This is a genomic window from Nonomuraea sp. NPDC000554 (assembly GCF_040300065.1).
GTDB lineage: Bacteria > Actinomycetota > Actinomycetes > Streptosporangiales > Streptosporangiaceae > Nonomuraea.
In genome coordinates this window covers 286,457-302,285 of sequence record NZ_JBEPDC010000002.1, presented here as the reverse complement: position 1 = coordinate 302,285, position 15,829 = coordinate 286,457, and the positions used below count along the sequence as shown (strand labels likewise).

Genomic DNA, 15,829 nt, shown 5'->3' with positions numbered 1-15,829 from the left:
GTAGGCCATCACAGCACTCGCCAGCAAAGGAGCCACGCGTGGCGACCCCTCCCCTTGCTCAATCGCCGATCGGCATCCCCAGAAGTCGCGTCCGTCAGCTCATGGCGGCCAGCATCGGCAACGTCGTCGAGTGGTTCGACTGGTATACCTACTCGTTCCTCACCGTTTACTTCTCCTCGCAGGTCTTCCCCAAGACCGACAACCCGCTCGTGCCGGTGCTGAGCGCGTTCGCCATCTTCGCGGTCGGCTTCTTCATGCGCCCGCTCGGCGGCCTGCTCGTCGGCGCGTTCGCCGACCGGTTCGGCCGCAAGGCGGCGATGACGTTCACCATCGTCCTGATGGGCGTCGGCTCGCTGCTGCTCGCGGTCACTCCGACCTACGCCGCCGTGGGCGTGCTCGCGCCGATCATCCTGACCCTGGCCAGGCTGATCCAGGGCCTGTCGGTCGGCGGTGAGTTCGCCGCCGCCACCACGTTCCTCGTGGAGTCCGCGCCCCCCGGCCGCCGTGGCCTTTTCGCGAGCTTCCAGTACGTCAGCACCACGATCGGTCAGCTCCTCGCCTCCGGCCTGGCCGCACTGCTGGCCTCGACGCTGACCGAAGCGGACATGAACAGCTACGGCTGGCGCATCCCGTTCCTGATCGGCGCGGTGATCAGCCTGGTCGGCCTGTGGATCCGCAAGGGCGCCGAGGAGACCAGCGCCGTCGCGGAGGAGATCAAGAAGGGCGAGGCCGAGCGCCCCCGCCTGTTCGAGTTCCTCGTCCGCTACCCGACCAAGGCCGCGCTCATCGTCGGCATCACGGTGGCGGGCACGGTCGCGTACTACACGTGGACCACGTTCCTGCCGACCTACGCGCAGCAGAACGTCAACTTCGACAAGGCCGACTCACTCACCGTGAGCACGATCGCGCTGGTGTTCTTCATGATCCTGCAGCCGCTGCTCGGCATGCTGTCGGACAAGATCGGCCGCAGGCCGATGCTGATCGCCTTCGGTCTGGCGTTCACGCTGCTGCCGGTGCCGCTGCTCAGCATGCTGACGAACTCGTTCTCCAGCCTGCTGCTCATCCAGTGCGTGGGCATGGTCTTCCTGGGCTGCTACACGGCGATCGCGGCCGCGGTCAACTCCGAGCTCTTCCCGACCAGGGTGCGGGCCGCCGGAGCCGGGTTCCCGTACTCGCTGACCGTCGCGATCTTCGGCGGCACCGCGCCGCTGATCGGCACGGCGCTGAAGGACGCCGGCAACTCCGGGCTCTTCCCGTGGTACATGTCGGCGCTCGCGCTGATCTCCACGCTGGTCTACGTCTTCGCTCTGAAGGAGACCAAGGACCAGCCGCTCAGCTAGTCGCCGAGCGACTTGCAGGGGCGCCCCCGCAACTCCTTGACGTAGTCGTCGGGGGCGCCCGCCCGCTCCGCGGCGTCGGCCAGGATGCCCAGGTAACGGGCGGACGGCAGGCCGCCCTCGTAGCCGTCGAGCACGTAGAACCAGGCCACGACCTCGCCCTCGAGCGTCTGCACCCGCAGTCGCACCTTGTGGTGCATGCCGCGTGCCGCGCCCTCCCACTGGTCGAGCGAGTTCTCGTCCCACTCGGGGACGTCGTAGAGGACGACGAAGACGTGCTCATCAGGATCCTCGACGATGGTGGAGAGAGCGCCCTCCCACCCGATGTCCTCGCCCCCGAACGTCAGGCGCCAGCCCTGCAGCCAGCCCACCCCGCGCATCGGAGAGTGCGGGGCGCGCATGGCCATCTGCTCGGGGTCCATGTTGCTGCCGTAGGCGGCGTAGACAGGCACAGCAGACAAGACTAGCGCGAGGGGGGCTGCCCCGTTCGTAGGCGACTCGGCCGATGCGGGAGAATAGGACACGTGACTAGGATCGTGATCATCGGTGGCGGGCCAGGCGGGTACGAAGCAGCACTCGTTGCCGCGCAACTAGGCGCAGAGGTCACGCTGGTGGAGCAGGACGGCCCGGGTGGCGCGTGCGTGCTCACCGACTGCGTGCCGTCCAAGACGCTGATCGCGACCTCCGTCCGCAAGCAGGCCCTGCTCGACGCGCCCTCGCTGGGCGTCGCCTTCTCCGGCGGCCCCGACGGCGACATCGGCGTGGCCAGCGTCGACCTGCCGCTGGTCAACAAGCGCGTCAAGGAGCTGGCCCAGGCCCAGTCGGCCGACATCGCCACCAGGGTCGCCGCCGAGGGCGTCGAGATCGTCAAGGCGCGCGGGCGGCTGGTCGACCCGCAGGTGGTCAGGGCCGGCGACCGCACCATCAGGGCCGACGTGGTGCTCGTCGCCACCGGGGCCACCCCGCGCGTGCTGCCGGGCGCGGAGCCCGACGGCGAGCGCATCCTGAACTGGCGCCAGCTCTACGACCTCGACGAGCTGCCCGAACACCTGATCGTGGTCGGCTCGGGCGTGACGGGCGCGGAGTTCGCGGGCGCCTACCGCTCCCTGGGAGCCGAGGTCACCCTCGTCTCCAGCCGCGACCGGATGATGCCCAACGAGGACGCCGACGGCGCCGAAGTGCTGGAAGAGGTCTACCGGCGGCGCGGGATGAACGTCATGGGCCGCTCGCGCGCCGCCTCCGTCAAGCGCACCGCCGACGGCGTGGTGGTGACCCTCGAGGACGGCCGCACCGCCGAAGGCTCCCACGCGCTGATGACGGTCGGCATGGTGCCCAACACCGGCGGCATCGGCCTGGAGGAGGCCGGGGTCCAGCTCGACAGGAACGGCTTCATCAAGGTCGACAAGGTCTCGCGTACGTCCGCGCCCGGCGTCTACGCCGCCGGCGACTGCACCGGCGTGCTCATGCTCGCCTCCGTCGCCGCCATGCAGGGCCGCATCGCCGTCTGGCACGCGCTCGGCGAGGCGGTCCAGCCGCTGCGGCTGGCGACGGTCGCGTCCAACATCTTCACCGACCCCGAGATCGCCGCCGTCGGCGTGGCGCAGCGCTCGATCGAGGCCGGCGAGATCGAGGCCAACGTGGTCAAACTGCCGCTGGCCACCAACGCCCGCGCCAAGATGCAGGGCTTCAACGACGGCTTCGTCAAGCTCTTCTGCCGCCCGCACACCGGCATCGTGCTGGGCGGGGTCGTGGTGGCCCCGCGGGCCTCCGAGCTGATCCTGGCCGTCTCCGTGGCGGTGCAGCAACGGCTCACGGTGGACCAGCTCGCCCACACGTTCGCGGTCTACCCGTCGCTGTCCGGCTCCATCACCGAGGCCGCCCGCCGCCTCATGCAGCCCGAGGCGTCCATCGGCATCTGAGACGCTTCCCGGAGCCTTACGCCAGGTTCTGTCCGCAGGCGGTGAGCAGGGACACCAGGTGTCGCACCTCCTCGGGCGGGAGGTTCGTGAGCATGCGTTTCTCCACGTCGAACACGATGCACGCCATGCTCGGCAACCCGGCCGCCCAGGCGCACATGGGCCAGGCCGCCGCCATCGCCGACCATTTCGACCCACCTGTACGCCGTCGAATCAGTGCACCACCGCTGACGCAGCCGTCCTCATCGCAGCCATCGATACTCGTCATGTCCAGCTTGCGGCCACCAGCCACGAGTGAGGGTGACACCCTCTGCGGCAGGCTTCGACATGTGTGAACAGATCCAGATGCTATGGCTCATGGGTTATCTTGCCTAGGATTGATATCACCGGAGTGCTATGTAGCTGGAGGCGTGATGGAGTTGAACTCGCTCAGGCAGTTCCTGGTGGTGGCGCGGCTGGAACACCTCAGCGGCGCGGCCGAGGAGCTTCGCGTCGCCCAACCGTCGCTGAGCCGTACCATCGCCCGGCTGGAGAGCGAGCTGCGCACACCGCTGTTCGACCGGAGCGGCCGGCTGCGGCTGAATGACGCGGGCAAGCTCTTCCGTGATTACGTCGAACGCTCCCTGGGTGAGCTGGATGCGGGGCGGCGAGCCGTGGCCGAGGCCGTCAGCGAGGGTGTGGGCACCGTACGGCTTGCGTCGGAGACCTTCCTCACGCTCACGGGGCCGCTGGCGGCCTTCAAACGAGCTCACCCGGCCATCGAGGTCGAACTTCGCTGGATGGCGGCTGAGGAGATGGGCCGTCACCTGCGGGCCCAGGACGTCGACCTGTGCGTCGCCTCCCAGCCGATCTCCGCTGAGGGCCTGGAGGCGGTCCAACTGCTCGATGAGGCGGTCGGCGTGGCCACGCCGCTCGGCCATCCGCTGTCGAGCCGTACGTCGGTGAGCATCGACGAGCTCGCCGGCCAGCCCATCGTCAGCGCCCGCAAAGGGCACTGGCAGCGCCGCCTCCTGGACCGACTCTTCGCCGCACGAGACCATACCCCGAAGATCGTCTGCGAGGTCGACGAGCCCAGCGCCATCGCGGCCCTGATCAGCGCGGGGCTCGGCATCGGTCTCGTCCCCGCCTTCGCCCGGACCGGCTCCACGCGGGTCCCCGCCGCCTGGGTCCCCGTCGACAGCCCTGACTGCCGACGTGCGGTCACCCTGTACTGGGGCGCAGGCAGCCACCTGTCCACCGCCGCCCGCCTGATGCGCACCACGATCGCCAACTGGAACTGGATCACTGACGAACCACAGGAGAAGCGCTGAGGACGCGCTTTCATGATCTCGGCGAGCTCGTCATTGCCCGCCGTCTCCCAGCCCTCAACGAGTCGACGGGTCGAGGTCGGCAGAGTGGGGCCTTACGGCTGCCCGTCCGGGTCGGGTCACTTCTGGAGAACGGCCTGGATCTCGAGGCTGATCGACACCTTGTCGCCGACTACGACGCCACCGGCCTCCATCGGGGTGCTGATGTCGATGCCGAAGTCGCGCCGGTTGATCTCCGTGGTCGCGGAGAAGCCGGCCCGCTGCCCACCCCACTGGTCCGGGCCGAACCCGTTCACCTCGACGGCCAGCGGTACCTGCCGTGTGACGCCGTGCAACGTCAGCTCACCGTCGATGGCCCAACCGTCGCGGGTCTGGCGGATGCCGGTCGAGCGGTAGCTCATCGTCGGGTACTTCTCGATCTCGAGGTAGTCGGCGCTGCGAAGGTGGTTGTCACGTATTTCGCTGCCGGTGTCGATGGACGCGAGGTCGATCGTCGCGGCCACCGACGAGCCCAGCAGGTCCTCGCTTGTGACGATCGTGACCTCGTAGCCGGTGAACCGGCCACGCGTCTTGTTGATCATGAGATGGCGGACAGTGAAGGCGATCTCGGAGTGCACCGGGTCGGCTTTCCAGGTGCCGACCAGATGGCCCGGGATCTCGACGGTCGCGAGGGCGGATTTCATGGCTTCCTCCATGGATGCGGTGCCGCGGCGACGCGGCGCGGGGGAGTGGGGGAGTGGGGTGGCGGGATCAGGGCTCGAGGTCGACAACCCCTTTGCCGCTGGCGATGTCGAGCGGCACCGAGACCTGGTCGTGCACGATCAACCACGTGCCGTCGATCTTCTGGAGGCAGTACGTGACCCTGACCCACATACCGCTCGTCGCCGTCCCGTCCTTCAGGGTGCCGCTGAGACGAGCGAAGGCGTGCCCGAACGCCACATCGTCGCCCACGGTGAGCGTCAGGTCGCGAACCTCATAAGTCACACTCTCGAAGAACGTGAACACGGGCGCCCAGTTCTTGAGCTTTGCCTCGATCCCCACGTGCTGGAGCGGCTGCTCGACGTCGAAGGACACGATGTCCGTCGCGTAAAGCCGCTTCAGACCCTCGAGATCCTTGCCTTGGAGCCCGTCGACGATCTTGTCGACCAGCTGGCGGATCTTGGCTTCATCTACCTCGCGTCGCGTGGGCATCGCTACCCCAACCCTTCCCATGGTGGAACCTTGGCTTCTCACGCCTCCGACGCTATGGCTCTGGAGTTATCTTGTCTAAGATGAATATTGCTATGATGTTATGTCCTGGGCGGCATGATGGAGCTGGTGATTTGCGCGGCTGGGCACCTCAGTCGGGCCGCGAGGACCATCGCCAGGCTGGAGGGCGAGCCCGGGCGCACTCTGTTCGACCGCAGCCTCCCGGGCAAGCTCTCCTGCGTTCCTTGGGTGAGCTCAATGCGGCCATCGGCGAGGGATTATGCCTTGCTGGTTATATGGTCATGGCAAAACCGGTCTTTGAAGGCATAAGCGCCTGTCCTCTACGGTCGCAGTGGGCCCCACACCACACCACTGCACCAGGAAGGTCGCACCATGAGCGCTGCGGATCTGGCCCGACTCCAGTTCGCGGCCACCACCGGCATCCACTGGCTGTTCGTGATCCTCACGATGGGCCTGGTCCCCATCGTGGCGATCATGCACACCAGGGCCGCGTTCACGCGAGATCCCGCCAAAGCGGCCGTACGTGAGCGCATGACGCGCTTCTGGGGCCAGCTCTACCTCATCAACTACGCCGTCGGCATCGCCACCGGCATCGTCATGGAGTTCCAGTTCGGACTCAGCTGGAGCGGGCTGAGCAAGTTCGCCGGCAACGTGTTCGGCGCCCCGCTGGCCCTGGAAACCCTCATCGCCTTCTTCGCCGAATCCACCTTCCTCGGCATGTGGATCTTCGGATGGGGGCGGCTGCGCCGCGGCGTGCACGTCACGCTGATCTGGCTGGTGGCCCTGACCGCCTACGCCTCCGGCTACTGGATCCTGGTCGCCAACGGTTTCATGCAACACCCGGTCGGCTACCAAGTACGCGACGGAGCCGCCTACCTCACCGACTTCGCCGCGCTGCTGACCAACCCGAGCGCGCTGATCGCGCTGGCCCACGTCACCCTGGCCGCGCTGACGACCGGCGGGGTGTTCGTCGCCGGCGTCAGCGCCTACCACTTCGCCCGCGGCACCAAGGAGACCGACCTGTTTCGCGGCTCGCTCCGCCTGGGGGTGTGGGTGGCCATGCTGGCCTCCTTCTTCGTCATCATCGTCGGCGACATGCAGTTCCCCCTGCTGCGCCGTACCCAGCCGATGAAGATCGCCGCCCTGGACGACAGCGGCGTCGCCCAGGTGCAGGCCCAACTCCTCCAGCAGTACGGGGCGGGCGACTACACGCTGCCGGGCGAATGGCTGCGCGTCTCGATGGACGCCATGACGATCATCGGCAACACCATCTCCACCATCACCCTGATCGCCGTCATCCTGCTGTGGAAGGACTGGCTGGTGCGCTGGCGCCCCCTGGCCTGGCTGATGACCGCGATGATCCCCTTCCCGTTCATCGCCTCGGTGGGCGGCTGGGTCTTCCGCGAGATGGGCCGCCAGCCGTGGCTGGTCTACGGCGAGCTGACGGTCGCCGACGCCCTGTCTCATGTCAGTACGGCTGCGCTGGCCATCTCGTGCGCGAGCTTCATCGCCATCTTCGTGGCGCTGGCGGTGACGAACTGGACGCTCATCACCCGCCTGGCCAGGCGCGGCCCGGACGCCACCCAACTCGGCGCGCCGCAGCCGCTGGCCGAAGACAAGCAAACGGTTCCGGCCTTCTGAGAGCGAGACGACCATGCAGACGTTCTGGCTGGCCCTGCTCGGGCTGCTGCTGTCCGGGTACTTCGTGCTGGGCGGCTACGACCTCGGCGTGCAGTTGCTGCACCCGTTCATGAAAGACCGCGATGCGGCCCTGGGCGCGATGGCACCGTTCTTCCTGGGCAACGAGGTGTGGCTGGTGGCCTTCACCGGCGTGCTGTTCGGCGCCTTCCCGCACCTGGAGGGCAGCCTGCTGTCCGGGCTGTACCCGCTGGTGGTGGCGATCTTGGTCGGGCTGGTGGTAGGCAACGCCGCGGTCCAGCTGCGCCGCCGTACCCGCCGCGGCCACCGGTGGTGGCAGGCGCTCATCGTGGCGGGCGGCGCGTTGCCGGCCGTGTGTTGGGGGCTGGTGGTGGGGTTGTTGCTGCATGGGGTGCCGCGCCTCGCCGACGGCAGCTTCCACATCGGGGCCGACCAGGTGCTGACGCCGTTCGTGCTGGCCTGCGGGGTGAGCGTCGCGCTGCTGTTCGCCGCGCACGGGGCGGCCTTCCTGGCGCTGCGCTCGGCCCCTGACCTGGCCGCCAGGGCCTGCCGGGCGGGCACCACCCTGGTGGGCGCGGCAGGCGCCGCCGCCGTCCTGGCGCTGGTGTTGACGCTGCTGGGCGTGGGCGCTTCGATGACCAACCCCCTCACCTCGGCGCTCCTGACCGGGCTGCTGGTGACGGCACTGGTGGCCGCCTGGTGGTCGCTGTCGCGCGGGCACCGCGTCCGCGCCTTCGCCGCCACCTGCTGCGCAACGGTCGTGCCGGTGCTGCTGGTGGGGGCAGGGCAGCACCCGTACGTACTGGCCACCAAGGCCGGCGCAGGCCTGAGCGTCGCCGAGGCTGCGGCAGACGGCGCCACGCTGCAGATCCTGACCGCGTTCGGAGTGGTGCTGATCCCGACGATCATCGCCTACCAGGCGTGGAGCTGGTGGGCCCTCCGCGCACGCACCGCCAGCAGCTACTTCTGAGCGACGGCGGCGGAATCAAGCAGCGGCTTGTGGTGAGTGGCGCTTGGCTACCAGGCCGGTGGCGGGTTCAGGCGTTCAGCAGGCGCAAGACCCTATTCCGGCCGCCCTCACTTCGGTCGCAGCGCGATGCCGCGCTCAGCGAAGAACCCGGCGAACACGTGCTCAGGCAGTTGGGCGCGGCGGCTGTCGGGCGTGTGCCCGGATGGGTTGCACAGGTGCACGGTGCCGTCAGCGTGGCCGGTGACGAGGACCAGATGCCCGCCGGTGCCGGGTGCCGGCTCGTCAGGGCAGCGGATCTCCCTGTGTACGGAGGCCATGACCAGCCAGCCTTCGGCGAGCCTGGCGGCGATGTCGTCGAGGGTCAGGTGGGGGTGGACCTCGGCCTGAAGGGCGTGTTCGGCCTCGACGTAGGCGGCGAACGGCGCGTAGATGAGGCCCTTGACGTGGCCGGAGCCGTCCTCGACGTACCCGCCGTAGGCCGTGCATGCGTGGAGTAGATCCAGCAGGGGCCTCGCGTACCCGTCGCGATGGTGCAGCACCATCTGCAGGCAGGCGATCCCGCACGCGTGGCGGCACCACTGCCCGTACTCCTCCTGCGTCCGAGCACCGGACAGCCGCCAACGCGGATCCTCGGCAGGATCGGCACCCTCGTAGACGATCGCCTCGATCAGGTCTCCGCTCATGAACTGCGTGTAGACGGGCACGTTCTCATGAAGGGCGCTCGTGCCGGCGCAGGCTGGGCAGCCCATCGCGTCTCCCGTCCTCGATGCGTCTCTCCCCACCCGGAAAGCGTTCCGGTCAATGTTCCCACCAGGGGCGCCGACGGTTACCGGCTCGGGGCGGCGTTCGGTCCCTTGACGGGGTTGTCCGGAGTGTCCAGCCAGACGTACTGGGCATCAGGGGAGACGGTCATCCCGAAGCGGGCACGATCCGGAGCGCCCCAGGCGATCCAGCGCAGGTAGGCGGCCTCCAGTTCGTCCCACAGGTCACGTGGCCCCCGTTGCAGGACCGCCACGCGCTTGTAGTCGGGCGAGTAGTGGACTTGGGCGTCGGAATCGTCCGACCACACCGACAGGTGGAACTCGCCGTCGTCCTGGTCTGCGTACGCGCCGCTCACGTCCGGCAGCATTGCCGAAACAGCGATATCGGCCCCGACGGAGGAACGCGCCACCCTACGCGGATCAAGATAGGTGGCCGAGTCCCGGTAGGCCCCTTCCATCTCGGGCGGGCTCCACCTCTGCGACCGAAGCATCATGTAGACGACGCCCGCATGAAACCTCCCCACGGCGGTACCGTCGCCGGCCACGGTGAGCTTGGCCAGGTGCCCGCCTTCCCAGCGCGGCATCCACGGCAGGACGATCGTCCCGCCGGGCCGCGTCTGCTCCACCCACGCGTACGGCACCTCATCCACTCCGCAGGTGACGTGTACCTGGTCATACGGCGCTCCCTCAGGGCACCCTCTCGCGCCGTCGCCCAGAATCAGCCGGGGTACGTGCCCGGATCGGTTCAGGTTCTCAGCCGCCCTGTCGAACACGGCACGGTCGATCTCGACGCTGGTGACGTTCTCGTCCCCGAGCCGATGCGCCAGCAGGCCCGCCGTCCAGCCGGTGCCCGTGCCGATCTCCAGAACCTCGTCGCCCTCGAAGGGGTTGAGCAGACCCAACCCGGCTGCGACGAGGCTCGGCCTGGAGCACGAAGAGGTGTAATCCCCCTTTCCTACAGTTGCGCCGTCGTCCGTTTGGGTGATGATCGCCGCGTCGGAGTACACGGCCTTCATCCATCCGCCCGGATCGGCGGCCCGATCGATCACGTACCCGGGCGCGTCGTCCGGATGGCACCATGCCCTGTCCGGGATGAACAGGTGGCGGGGAACGGCGTGCATCGCCTCCCGCCACCCGTCATCGAGATCCGCGATCTGATCGGTGCGGGCACGTACGCGCTCACCGGCGCTCATGTGTTCCCCGGCTTCTCGCGCTTGCCGGGCGGGTCGGGACGAAACCCGTCCTGGCTCGGCTTCGGCCGCTCGACCGGCTTGTCTGACGGCTTCTTGCCGTCATCGTGCTTCCCCATTGTGTGGACTCCTTCCACTCTGTGATTCGTTCGACGGGTAACCAGGCGACGTAGCGTCTATTGCGCCCCTCCTGCGAGCAGGGCTTGCCACGTCACAGCCGCCAAGGCCGGCCGCCATCGCTGACTCTCCAGCACTTCGCCATGGGCGGTCCGCCGGATGAAACCCTGCCCTGCGCTGTAACACAGCTCAAAGACGATGTCCTGACAGGGGCACGTCCAGTCCTCGACGCGTGTTCTCGCGTCCCTGTTCGGCGCAGAAGGCCGCCACTCCAGCGCGAATGACCCTTCTGCGGCCCGCGCACGATGGCGGCCACGGATGCAGTCGATCACCTCGGTCACCGCTCCGTGTCCAGTTTCTCTGCCAAACCATGCAGGCTGTGACTGCGCAGGATGTGTTCGGAGCCGTGTACTTCGGGCTCTGGGCAGGTCTGCGCGCCACGACCCTCCCCGGTGAGCGCTGCCGGGACGGTCGCGGCATCGGCACCCACCGCCGCCAGTCGATGGCCACCAGAGCATGCCTGCAGGTATCGCTCGGCGATCTGCCGCGCGGCCGTCTGCCCAGCACCCATCGGGCATACGGTCCACGTCCAATTCCCAGTGGTGGCCGAGACATGGCCGGTCCGCCAGCGGAAACGCCATCCCTCCGGCCCGCACTCACCCCAGCTCGCCAGGTCGGCGCCCCCCAACACCAGCGCGACGCCATACCCCTCGACGATTTGGGCAGCGATGCCGTAGTCCTCCAGAGCACCGCGCAATCGCCGCGCGGCCATCCCGGCAGGCGAGCGAGCAGGGCCGACTGGGTCAGGGACTGCGAGCGCGCCGACGAATCCCCTTGGCCAGGCGGTGGCGTTCCTGCGGTGGACACCCTGTGTGGAAGGCATGCGTCGACGGTAAAACCCGGCTTGCCTGCCTCACACCTATGAGAAGGTCCGCGCATGCTCGGATCTTGAGGTAGCGGTGACCTGCTCTTCCTTGTGGATGCTTCGCCGATTGCCCATGGGGATGGGTAATCTAGTGACGAAGCCATGAGGAGGCGCGATGCCTACCCAGAGCCGGGCCGGAGGCAGCCCTCAGGCACGAGGACGCGAACTGGCACGTATCGGCACGCGACTATGGCAAGAGACGGGCTCGGTCAAAAGAGCCGCCGTCGAACTGATGAATCGGCATCCTGGCATACCTAGCCTTCAGGCACACCGCTACGCGTGCGGTCTCTCCCAGGACCAAGCCGCTGTCCGTTACAACGAGGTGACAGGCCATCAGACCAGCTTGGGCGGTACCTCCATCAATGCCTGGGAGACATGGGCGCGTGCCCGCGGCGGAGCGGGATCACCCCCAAGCTTCCCGAGCCTGCTGATCCTCGCCACTGCGTACAGCAACGGCCCCTTGGGCGTGGCACACGAGCACATCTCTCCCAGCGATCTGATCGCCGAAGCGTACGAGCGCCTTGCACCCGAAGATCAGCTTTCACTGAAGAGGTTCACCGCGGCCGACTCGCCCAAGGAGCCGTCTGCACCACGGACAGGGCCGGACGGTCGCCTGGCCAAGCCGGACGAGCGGGTGATCCTCAGCAAGGACAACGTCATCGGCCCTGACTTCAACCTCGCCGTCCCGACTCTCGAGTACGGCAATCCCGAGGTCTGTCTTTACTCCCTGCCCAACCCCAAACCGGGCCAACTGCTGAACCTGACCTGGGCGTCGTTCGGATATGGGCTCGAACGGCTCATCCAACAGATCAAGAACGTTGGGCGTCGGGTGGACGCGGACGCCTGCTTTGGGATCAATGAGGCAGGTCTCGTCATGGCGACCTTCCTCGCGTCAGCTCAGTTTGGACGCTGCCCCATCGGCTACCTCAAGTGCAACAAGACCCGGGACTCCATCACTCTCGATCGGGCCTCCCTGTACCCGGACCTGCCTGAGTCCCCGACGATCGTCCTGTGCGACTTCGAGGTCAAGCACGCGGATGTTGTTGGATTCATCACCCGCGAGATCCGCGCCCGCTACCCAGATGCGGAGGTCTACTTCGCCGTATTCGGAGCCATGACCAAGGGCCGGGAGCTCGAAGTGGCCAGCTTTGACGACCTGACCGGCGCGGGCATCATGCGAGCTGCCGACTTCAAAGCAGTGTTCATCGCCGCAACGATGAGTCCTCCCGGCATCGAGCCACCCCTAGAGCTACGCTGACGGCACGGAGGTGCTCATCGTGACGTCTCGGCCGCCTCTGCCCGGCATTGCGCAGAACCTAGCAGAGCTGGTTGCGACAGTGATCAGCGAGATTCGTCCCAGGCTGATCGAGGCCGCACTATCGGGTAATCGCTCGGAGAGCCGGAACCTTCGACATGCCGGCAACTTCTTGTCGGAATACGACCTGTGGATGCACGAGCGCTACCGGGAACTACTGACAGAGATCATTCCATCGTACGTCTACGCCTCAGAGGAGGCAGATCCGCAAATCATCGGAGAGGATCCGGACCCGGACCTGTGCGTCCTCGTCGATCCACTCGACACGAGCGAACTAGCCGTCCGAGCCCTGTACGGCTACACACATGTCCTCGTCTACTCACGTGGCCTCGCGCGCCCGATCGCGGCGGTGGTGGGTGACATCTTCCACCACCTCCAGATCTATCTCGCAGCCCGCGACGATGCTGGGCACGAACAAGCTTTCGTCGTCACGAAGGACGGGACCTCTCATGCGCTGCGGCTGGATCGGTTCGCCTCACTGCCAGAGGCGTTGATCACGAACTACTTCATGAAGCCTTCTGATCGCTTCCAACCGCTCGCCCAGCAGACTCGCCTGATAGAGGCGTTGAGCCAGCAGTCTGAGGACGGTGTCAGCCGAGGCCGGATCGGCGTGGACTTCGGGTCCATCGGACTGTGCCACGTCGCCGCCGGCTTCACCGACGCGATGATCGAGTTCGCAAAGGGCTTCGCGATCTGGGATCTGGCGCCAGGGCACTACATCCTCAACGCCGCTGGAGGGGTAGTCCTCGATCTCCAGGGCCGTCCCATCCCGTTGGACTATCAGTTCGGAACCGTGGCCGACATCAGGAAGGCCATGGACCAGCGGCAGAAGTTCGTCGCCGCTTCCAGCCTGTCTCTTGCCCGGGACGTTCTTAGCACGATGACGAAGGAATGACGCTGGTTGGCAGCATCCTTGCCGATCAGTCGTGCACATTCGCCCGCGACCTTCGCAGGATGAGCGCGTGATGCGTCTGGCGTCCGGTTGAATGCGGCCATGGTCACGATGCCGCCTCGCGTTCTCTACATCGTCGTCTGCGCGACTCCGCGTGCCCGCCTCGTTGGCGAGTTGGTCGCGTTGGTCGCGCGGCGGGGCTGGACTCCCTGTGTCGTAGCCACTCCGCAGGCGATGACGTTCATCGACAGGGCCGCCCTCGAAGCGCAGACCGGGTACCCGGTGCGCTGCGACTACAAGCAGCCGGACGAGCCCGACGTCCTTCCCGAGCCTGACGCGATCCTGGTGTGTCCCGCGTCCTTCAACACGATCAACAAATGGGCCATGGGCATCAGCGACACGCTGGCACTCGGCCTGATCACCGAGGCCGTCGGCATGGGCACCCCGTTGATCGCCGCACCAGCCGTCAACAGCGCGCAGGCGGCACATCCCGCCTTCGAGCGCAACATCGACGTGCTGCGTGCCGCCGGCGTCACCTTCCTGTACGGCCCCGGCGTCTGGGAGCCCGCGCCACCCCGCAGCGGAGGAGCGCCCTTCCCCTGGGACCTCGCCCTCAACGCCCTCGACAGGATCCGGAACCCCTGACGAGTCTCCAGCGGTCATCCCTGCGCCGGGGCCATTAGGCCACGTCGATCACCAATTCTGCCCACGCACGACGCTCCAGGACACGGGGGCGGGCCCCTGCGGACGCACGACTCCGGGCGGCCCACACGACGAAAGGGCGCGCCCCCCGGGAAGGGGGGCGCGCCCGATCGGCGTGGCTACTGGTTACCAGTCGCCGCCACCGAAGTCGCCACCACCGAAGTCACCGCCGCCGAAGTCGCCACCACCGCCACCGAAGTCGCCGAAGCCGCCACCGAAGTCGCCGCCGCCGGCGTCGGCGACACCCTCGGCGTAGCCGGCGCCGTAGCCGCCGAAGCCGAAGCCGCCGCCGAGCATGTTGCCCATCAGGGTGCCGATGAACATGCCGGTCATGATGTCGCCGAAGCCGCCGTAGTAGCCGTAGGCGTACGGCTGGTAGGCAGGGCCGGCGTCGTAGTACGGGCGGCGCTGCCCGTCGACCATGACCTCGCGCATCTGCGGGTCGAAGCCGCGCTCCACGGCCTCGGCGTCGGCCGCGCAGGCGGGGACGTCGCGCACCGCGCCACCGGCCGGGGCCCAGCGCACGTCACGCACCGACGGGCCGTGCTGCGGGTTGAAGAAGCAGGGCGCGCGCCGCTCGGGGACCGGCTGCTTGTTGACCCTGGCCTTCACCACGGCCAGCGCGTAACGGCCGTCCTCGAGGGTCTGGGTGACGTCGCGGACCTGCTCGGCCCGCTGCACCGCGGCGAGCTGCGTCTTGGCCTTCTCGTAGGAGTCGAGAGCCTGCTGCCACTCGTTGATGTGCTGGCCGCCCTGGCCGGCGAGCTGGACGTCGGTGTCGAGCGCGGTGATCTCCTCGCCGAGCTTGGTGACGTCCTCCTCGACGGTCTGCTTGACCGCGGCGAGGTCCTTGGCGTCCTGGATGGCCTGCTTCTTCTTCTTGTTCTTGGAGTACAGGAAGAGGCCGCCACCGCCGACCAGCACGACCGCGCCGATGCCGGCCAGCACGCCGAGGCCGGTGCTGCCGCCCCCGCCCACCGGGCCGGAGTCGAGCGCGGCGCGGGTCTTGCCGGACGAGGCCAGGTTGATCCGCTCGATGAAGTCCTCCATGCCGGCGACGATGTCGCTGTTGGCGCTCACGGCCCGCTTGGCGAGCTGGTCGGTCAGACCGGACTGGCCGAAGTTGGACGCGGCGAACAGCGTCTTGCCGTCGAGCACCGCCACGGTGACCCGGCCGCCGCCCTTGGCCTGGACGGTCGCTCTGCCAAGGGAGTCGACATAGGGCTCGGCGGTGGAGGCGCTCAGCGTGCCGTCGGGCAGCGCCGCCACGTAGATGTCACTCTTGGAGTCCTTCAAGGCGTCACGGATCTTGGACGCTTGGTCCGAGCTCAGCGACGAGCCCGACTCCAGATAGAGCGGGTCCTTCTTGTCCTTCCAGTAGGACACCACCGACTGTGCGTCAGGGGGGGCCGCCGCGTTGGCGGCCGGGGAAACTGCGAACACGACGATGAGACCGGCGATCAGGGCCGCGATCGCGGCCCCTGCTCGGCGCAGCGAATGGGTCATTGGCAGCAAGCCTCCTTCGCCCA

General features: G+C 67.7%; 15 protein-coding genes. 8 read left to right on the top strand and 7 right to left on the bottom strand.

Annotated elements, in window-relative coordinates; genetic code table 11:
- Window positions 1–38 precede the first annotated feature (38 nt).
- Window positions 39–1,340 (top strand): MFS transporter, encoded by a 1,302-nt coding sequence (locus ABT294_RS05330; RefSeq protein WP_350803704.1) that lies wholly within the window; start codon window positions 39–41, stop codon window positions 1,338–1,340.
- On the opposite strand, the gene ABT294_RS05325 is transcribed toward ABT294_RS05330, so the two are convergent.
- Window positions 1,337–1,789 carry a gamma-glutamylcyclotransferase family protein gene (locus tag ABT294_RS05325; RefSeq protein ID WP_350803703.1) on the bottom strand — a complete coding sequence of 151 codons (453 nt, stop codon included), beginning with the start codon at window positions 1,787–1,789 and terminating at the stop codon, window positions 1,337–1,339. The genes ABT294_RS05330 and ABT294_RS05325 overlap by 4 nt on opposite strands.
- Before the next feature lie 72 nt (window positions 1,790–1,861).
- Here ABT294_RS05325 and ABT294_RS05320 point away from each other — a divergent pair, with 72 nt between their 5' ends.
- Entirely contained in the window at window positions 1,862–3,256 is a 1,395-nt protein-coding gene (locus ABT294_RS05320) for an NAD(P)H-quinone dehydrogenase (protein WP_350803702.1), read from the top strand.
- A gap of 410 nt (window positions 3,257–3,666) precedes the next feature.
- Window positions 3,667–4,563 carry a LysR family transcriptional regulator gene (locus tag ABT294_RS05315; protein ID WP_350803700.1) on the top strand — a complete coding sequence of 299 codons (897 nt, stop codon included), beginning with the start codon at window positions 3,667–3,669 and terminating at the stop codon, window positions 4,561–4,563.
- Window positions 4,564–4,679: 116 nt separating this feature from the next.
- Here the strand turns inward: ABT294_RS05315 and ABT294_RS05310 are convergent, their stop codons facing one another.
- Both ABT294_RS05310 and ABT294_RS05305 read right to left on the bottom strand, forming a co-directional pair.
- Window positions 4,680–5,243 (bottom strand): YceI family protein, encoded by a 564-nt coding sequence (locus tag ABT294_RS05310; protein WP_350803699.1) that lies wholly within the window; start codon window positions 5,241–5,243, stop codon window positions 4,680–4,682.
- 67 nt (window positions 5,244–5,310) lie between these two features.
- The gene (locus tag ABT294_RS05305) at window positions 5,311–5,751 is read right to left on the bottom strand and encodes a YybH family protein (RefSeq protein ID WP_350803696.1); all 441 of its coding nucleotides are present in this window, start codon (window positions 5,749–5,751) and stop codon (window positions 5,311–5,313) included.
- Between the two features lie 390 nt (window positions 5,752–6,141).
- Here ABT294_RS05305 and ABT294_RS05300 point away from each other — a divergent pair, with 390 nt between their 5' ends.
- Both ABT294_RS05300 and ABT294_RS05295 read left to right on the top strand, forming a co-directional pair.
- The gene (locus ABT294_RS05300; protein ID WP_350803695.1) at window positions 6,142–7,410 is read left to right on the top strand and encodes a cytochrome ubiquinol oxidase subunit I; all 1,269 of its coding nucleotides are present in this window, start codon (window positions 6,142–6,144) and stop codon (window positions 7,408–7,410) included.
- A gap of 13 nt (window positions 7,411–7,423) precedes the next feature.
- A complete protein-coding gene (locus tag ABT294_RS05295; RefSeq protein ID WP_350803694.1) occupies window positions 7,424–8,398 on the top strand; it encodes a cytochrome d ubiquinol oxidase subunit II in 975 nt (324 codons plus the stop codon).
- Between the two features lie 107 nt (window positions 8,399–8,505).
- Here ABT294_RS05295 and ABT294_RS05290 read toward each other — a convergent pair whose 3' ends face one another.
- The 3 genes from ABT294_RS05290 to ABT294_RS05280 all read right to left on the bottom strand — a co-directional run bounded on the left by ABT294_RS05290 (window position 8,506) and on the right by ABT294_RS05280 (window position 11,238).
- A complete protein-coding gene (locus ABT294_RS05290; RefSeq protein WP_350803693.1) occupies window positions 8,506–9,081 on the bottom strand; it encodes a cysteine peptidase family C39 domain-containing protein in 576 nt (191 codons plus the stop codon).
- Between the two features lie 143 nt (window positions 9,082–9,224).
- Window positions 9,225–10,352: a methyltransferase domain-containing protein gene (locus tag ABT294_RS05285; protein WP_350803692.1), complete on the bottom strand. Its 1,128-nt coding sequence runs from the start codon at window positions 10,350–10,352 to the stop codon at window positions 9,225–9,227.
- A gap of 451 nt (window positions 10,353–10,803) precedes the next feature.
- Complete coding sequence (locus ABT294_RS05280) at window positions 10,804–11,238, bottom strand: hypothetical protein (RefSeq protein ID WP_350803691.1); 435 nt, start codon at window positions 11,236–11,238, stop codon at window positions 10,804–10,806.
- Between the two features lie 268 nt (window positions 11,239–11,506).
- Here ABT294_RS05280 and ABT294_RS05275 point away from each other — a divergent pair, with 268 nt between their 5' ends.
- The 3 genes from ABT294_RS05275 to ABT294_RS05265 all read left to right on the top strand — a co-directional run bounded on the left by ABT294_RS05275 (window position 11,507) and on the right by ABT294_RS05265 (window position 14,243).
- Window positions 11,507–12,649 (top strand): hypothetical protein, encoded by a 1,143-nt coding sequence (locus ABT294_RS05275; RefSeq protein WP_350803690.1) that lies wholly within the window; start codon window positions 11,507–11,509, stop codon window positions 12,647–12,649.
- Window positions 12,650–12,659: 10 nt separating this feature from the next.
- Complete coding sequence (locus tag ABT294_RS05270; RefSeq protein WP_350803689.1) at window positions 12,660–13,601, top strand: inositol monophosphatase family protein; 942 nt, start codon at window positions 12,660–12,662, stop codon at window positions 13,599–13,601.
- Between the two features lie 99 nt (window positions 13,602–13,700).
- Window positions 13,701–14,243, top strand: coding sequence for a flavoprotein (locus ABT294_RS05265; protein WP_350803688.1), 543 nt, complete (start codon window positions 13,701–13,703; stop codon window positions 14,241–14,243).
- A 183-nt stretch (window positions 14,244–14,426) separates the two neighbouring features.
- Here ABT294_RS05265 and ABT294_RS05260 read toward each other — a convergent pair whose 3' ends face one another.
- Window positions 14,427–15,806 (bottom strand): hypothetical protein, encoded by a 1,380-nt coding sequence (locus ABT294_RS05260; protein WP_350803687.1) that lies wholly within the window; start codon window positions 15,804–15,806, stop codon window positions 14,427–14,429.
- Between the last annotated feature and the right edge of the window lie 23 nt (window positions 15,807–15,829).

What these genes read in the sequence shown, in the direction of transcription:
- ABT294_RS05315 (WP_350803700.1), top strand. Translation starts at nt 3,667, where the DNA reads ATGGAGTTGAACTCGCTCAGGCAGTTCCTGGTGGTGGCGCGGCTGGAA.
- ABT294_RS05310 (WP_350803699.1), bottom strand. Translation starts at nt 5,243, where the DNA reads ATGAAATCCGCCCTCGCGACCGTCGAGATCCCGGGCCATCTGGTCGGC.
- ABT294_RS05305 (WP_350803696.1), bottom strand. Translation starts at nt 5,751, where the DNA reads ATGCCCACGCGACGCGAGGTAGATGAAGCCAAGATCCGCCAGCTGGTC.
- ABT294_RS05300 (WP_350803695.1), top strand. Translation starts at nt 6,142, where the DNA reads ATGAGCGCTGCGGATCTGGCCCGACTCCAGTTCGCGGCCACCACCGGC.
- ABT294_RS05295 (WP_350803694.1), top strand. Translation starts at nt 7,424, where the DNA reads ATGCAGACGTTCTGGCTGGCCCTGCTCGGGCTGCTGCTGTCCGGGTAC.
- ABT294_RS05290 (WP_350803693.1), bottom strand. Translation starts at nt 9,081, where the DNA reads ATGAGCGGAGACCTGATCGAGGCGATCGTCTACGAGGGTGCCGATCCT.
- ABT294_RS05285 (WP_350803692.1), bottom strand. Translation starts at nt 10,352, where the DNA reads ATGAGCGCCGGTGAGCGCGTACGTGCCCGCACCGATCAGATCGCGGAT.
- ABT294_RS05280 (WP_350803691.1), bottom strand. Translation starts at nt 11,238, where the DNA reads ATGGCCGCGCGGCGATTGCGCGGTGCTCTGGAGGACTACGGCATCGCT.
- ABT294_RS05275 (WP_350803690.1), top strand. Translation starts at nt 11,507, where the DNA reads ATGCCTACCCAGAGCCGGGCCGGAGGCAGCCCTCAGGCACGAGGACGC.
- ABT294_RS05265 (WP_350803688.1), top strand. Translation starts at nt 13,701, where the DNA reads ATGGTCACGATGCCGCCTCGCGTTCTCTACATCGTCGTCTGCGCGACT.
- ABT294_RS05260 (WP_350803687.1), bottom strand. Translation starts at nt 15,806, where the DNA reads ATGACCCATTCGCTGCGCCGAGCAGGGGCCGCGATCGCGGCCCTGATC.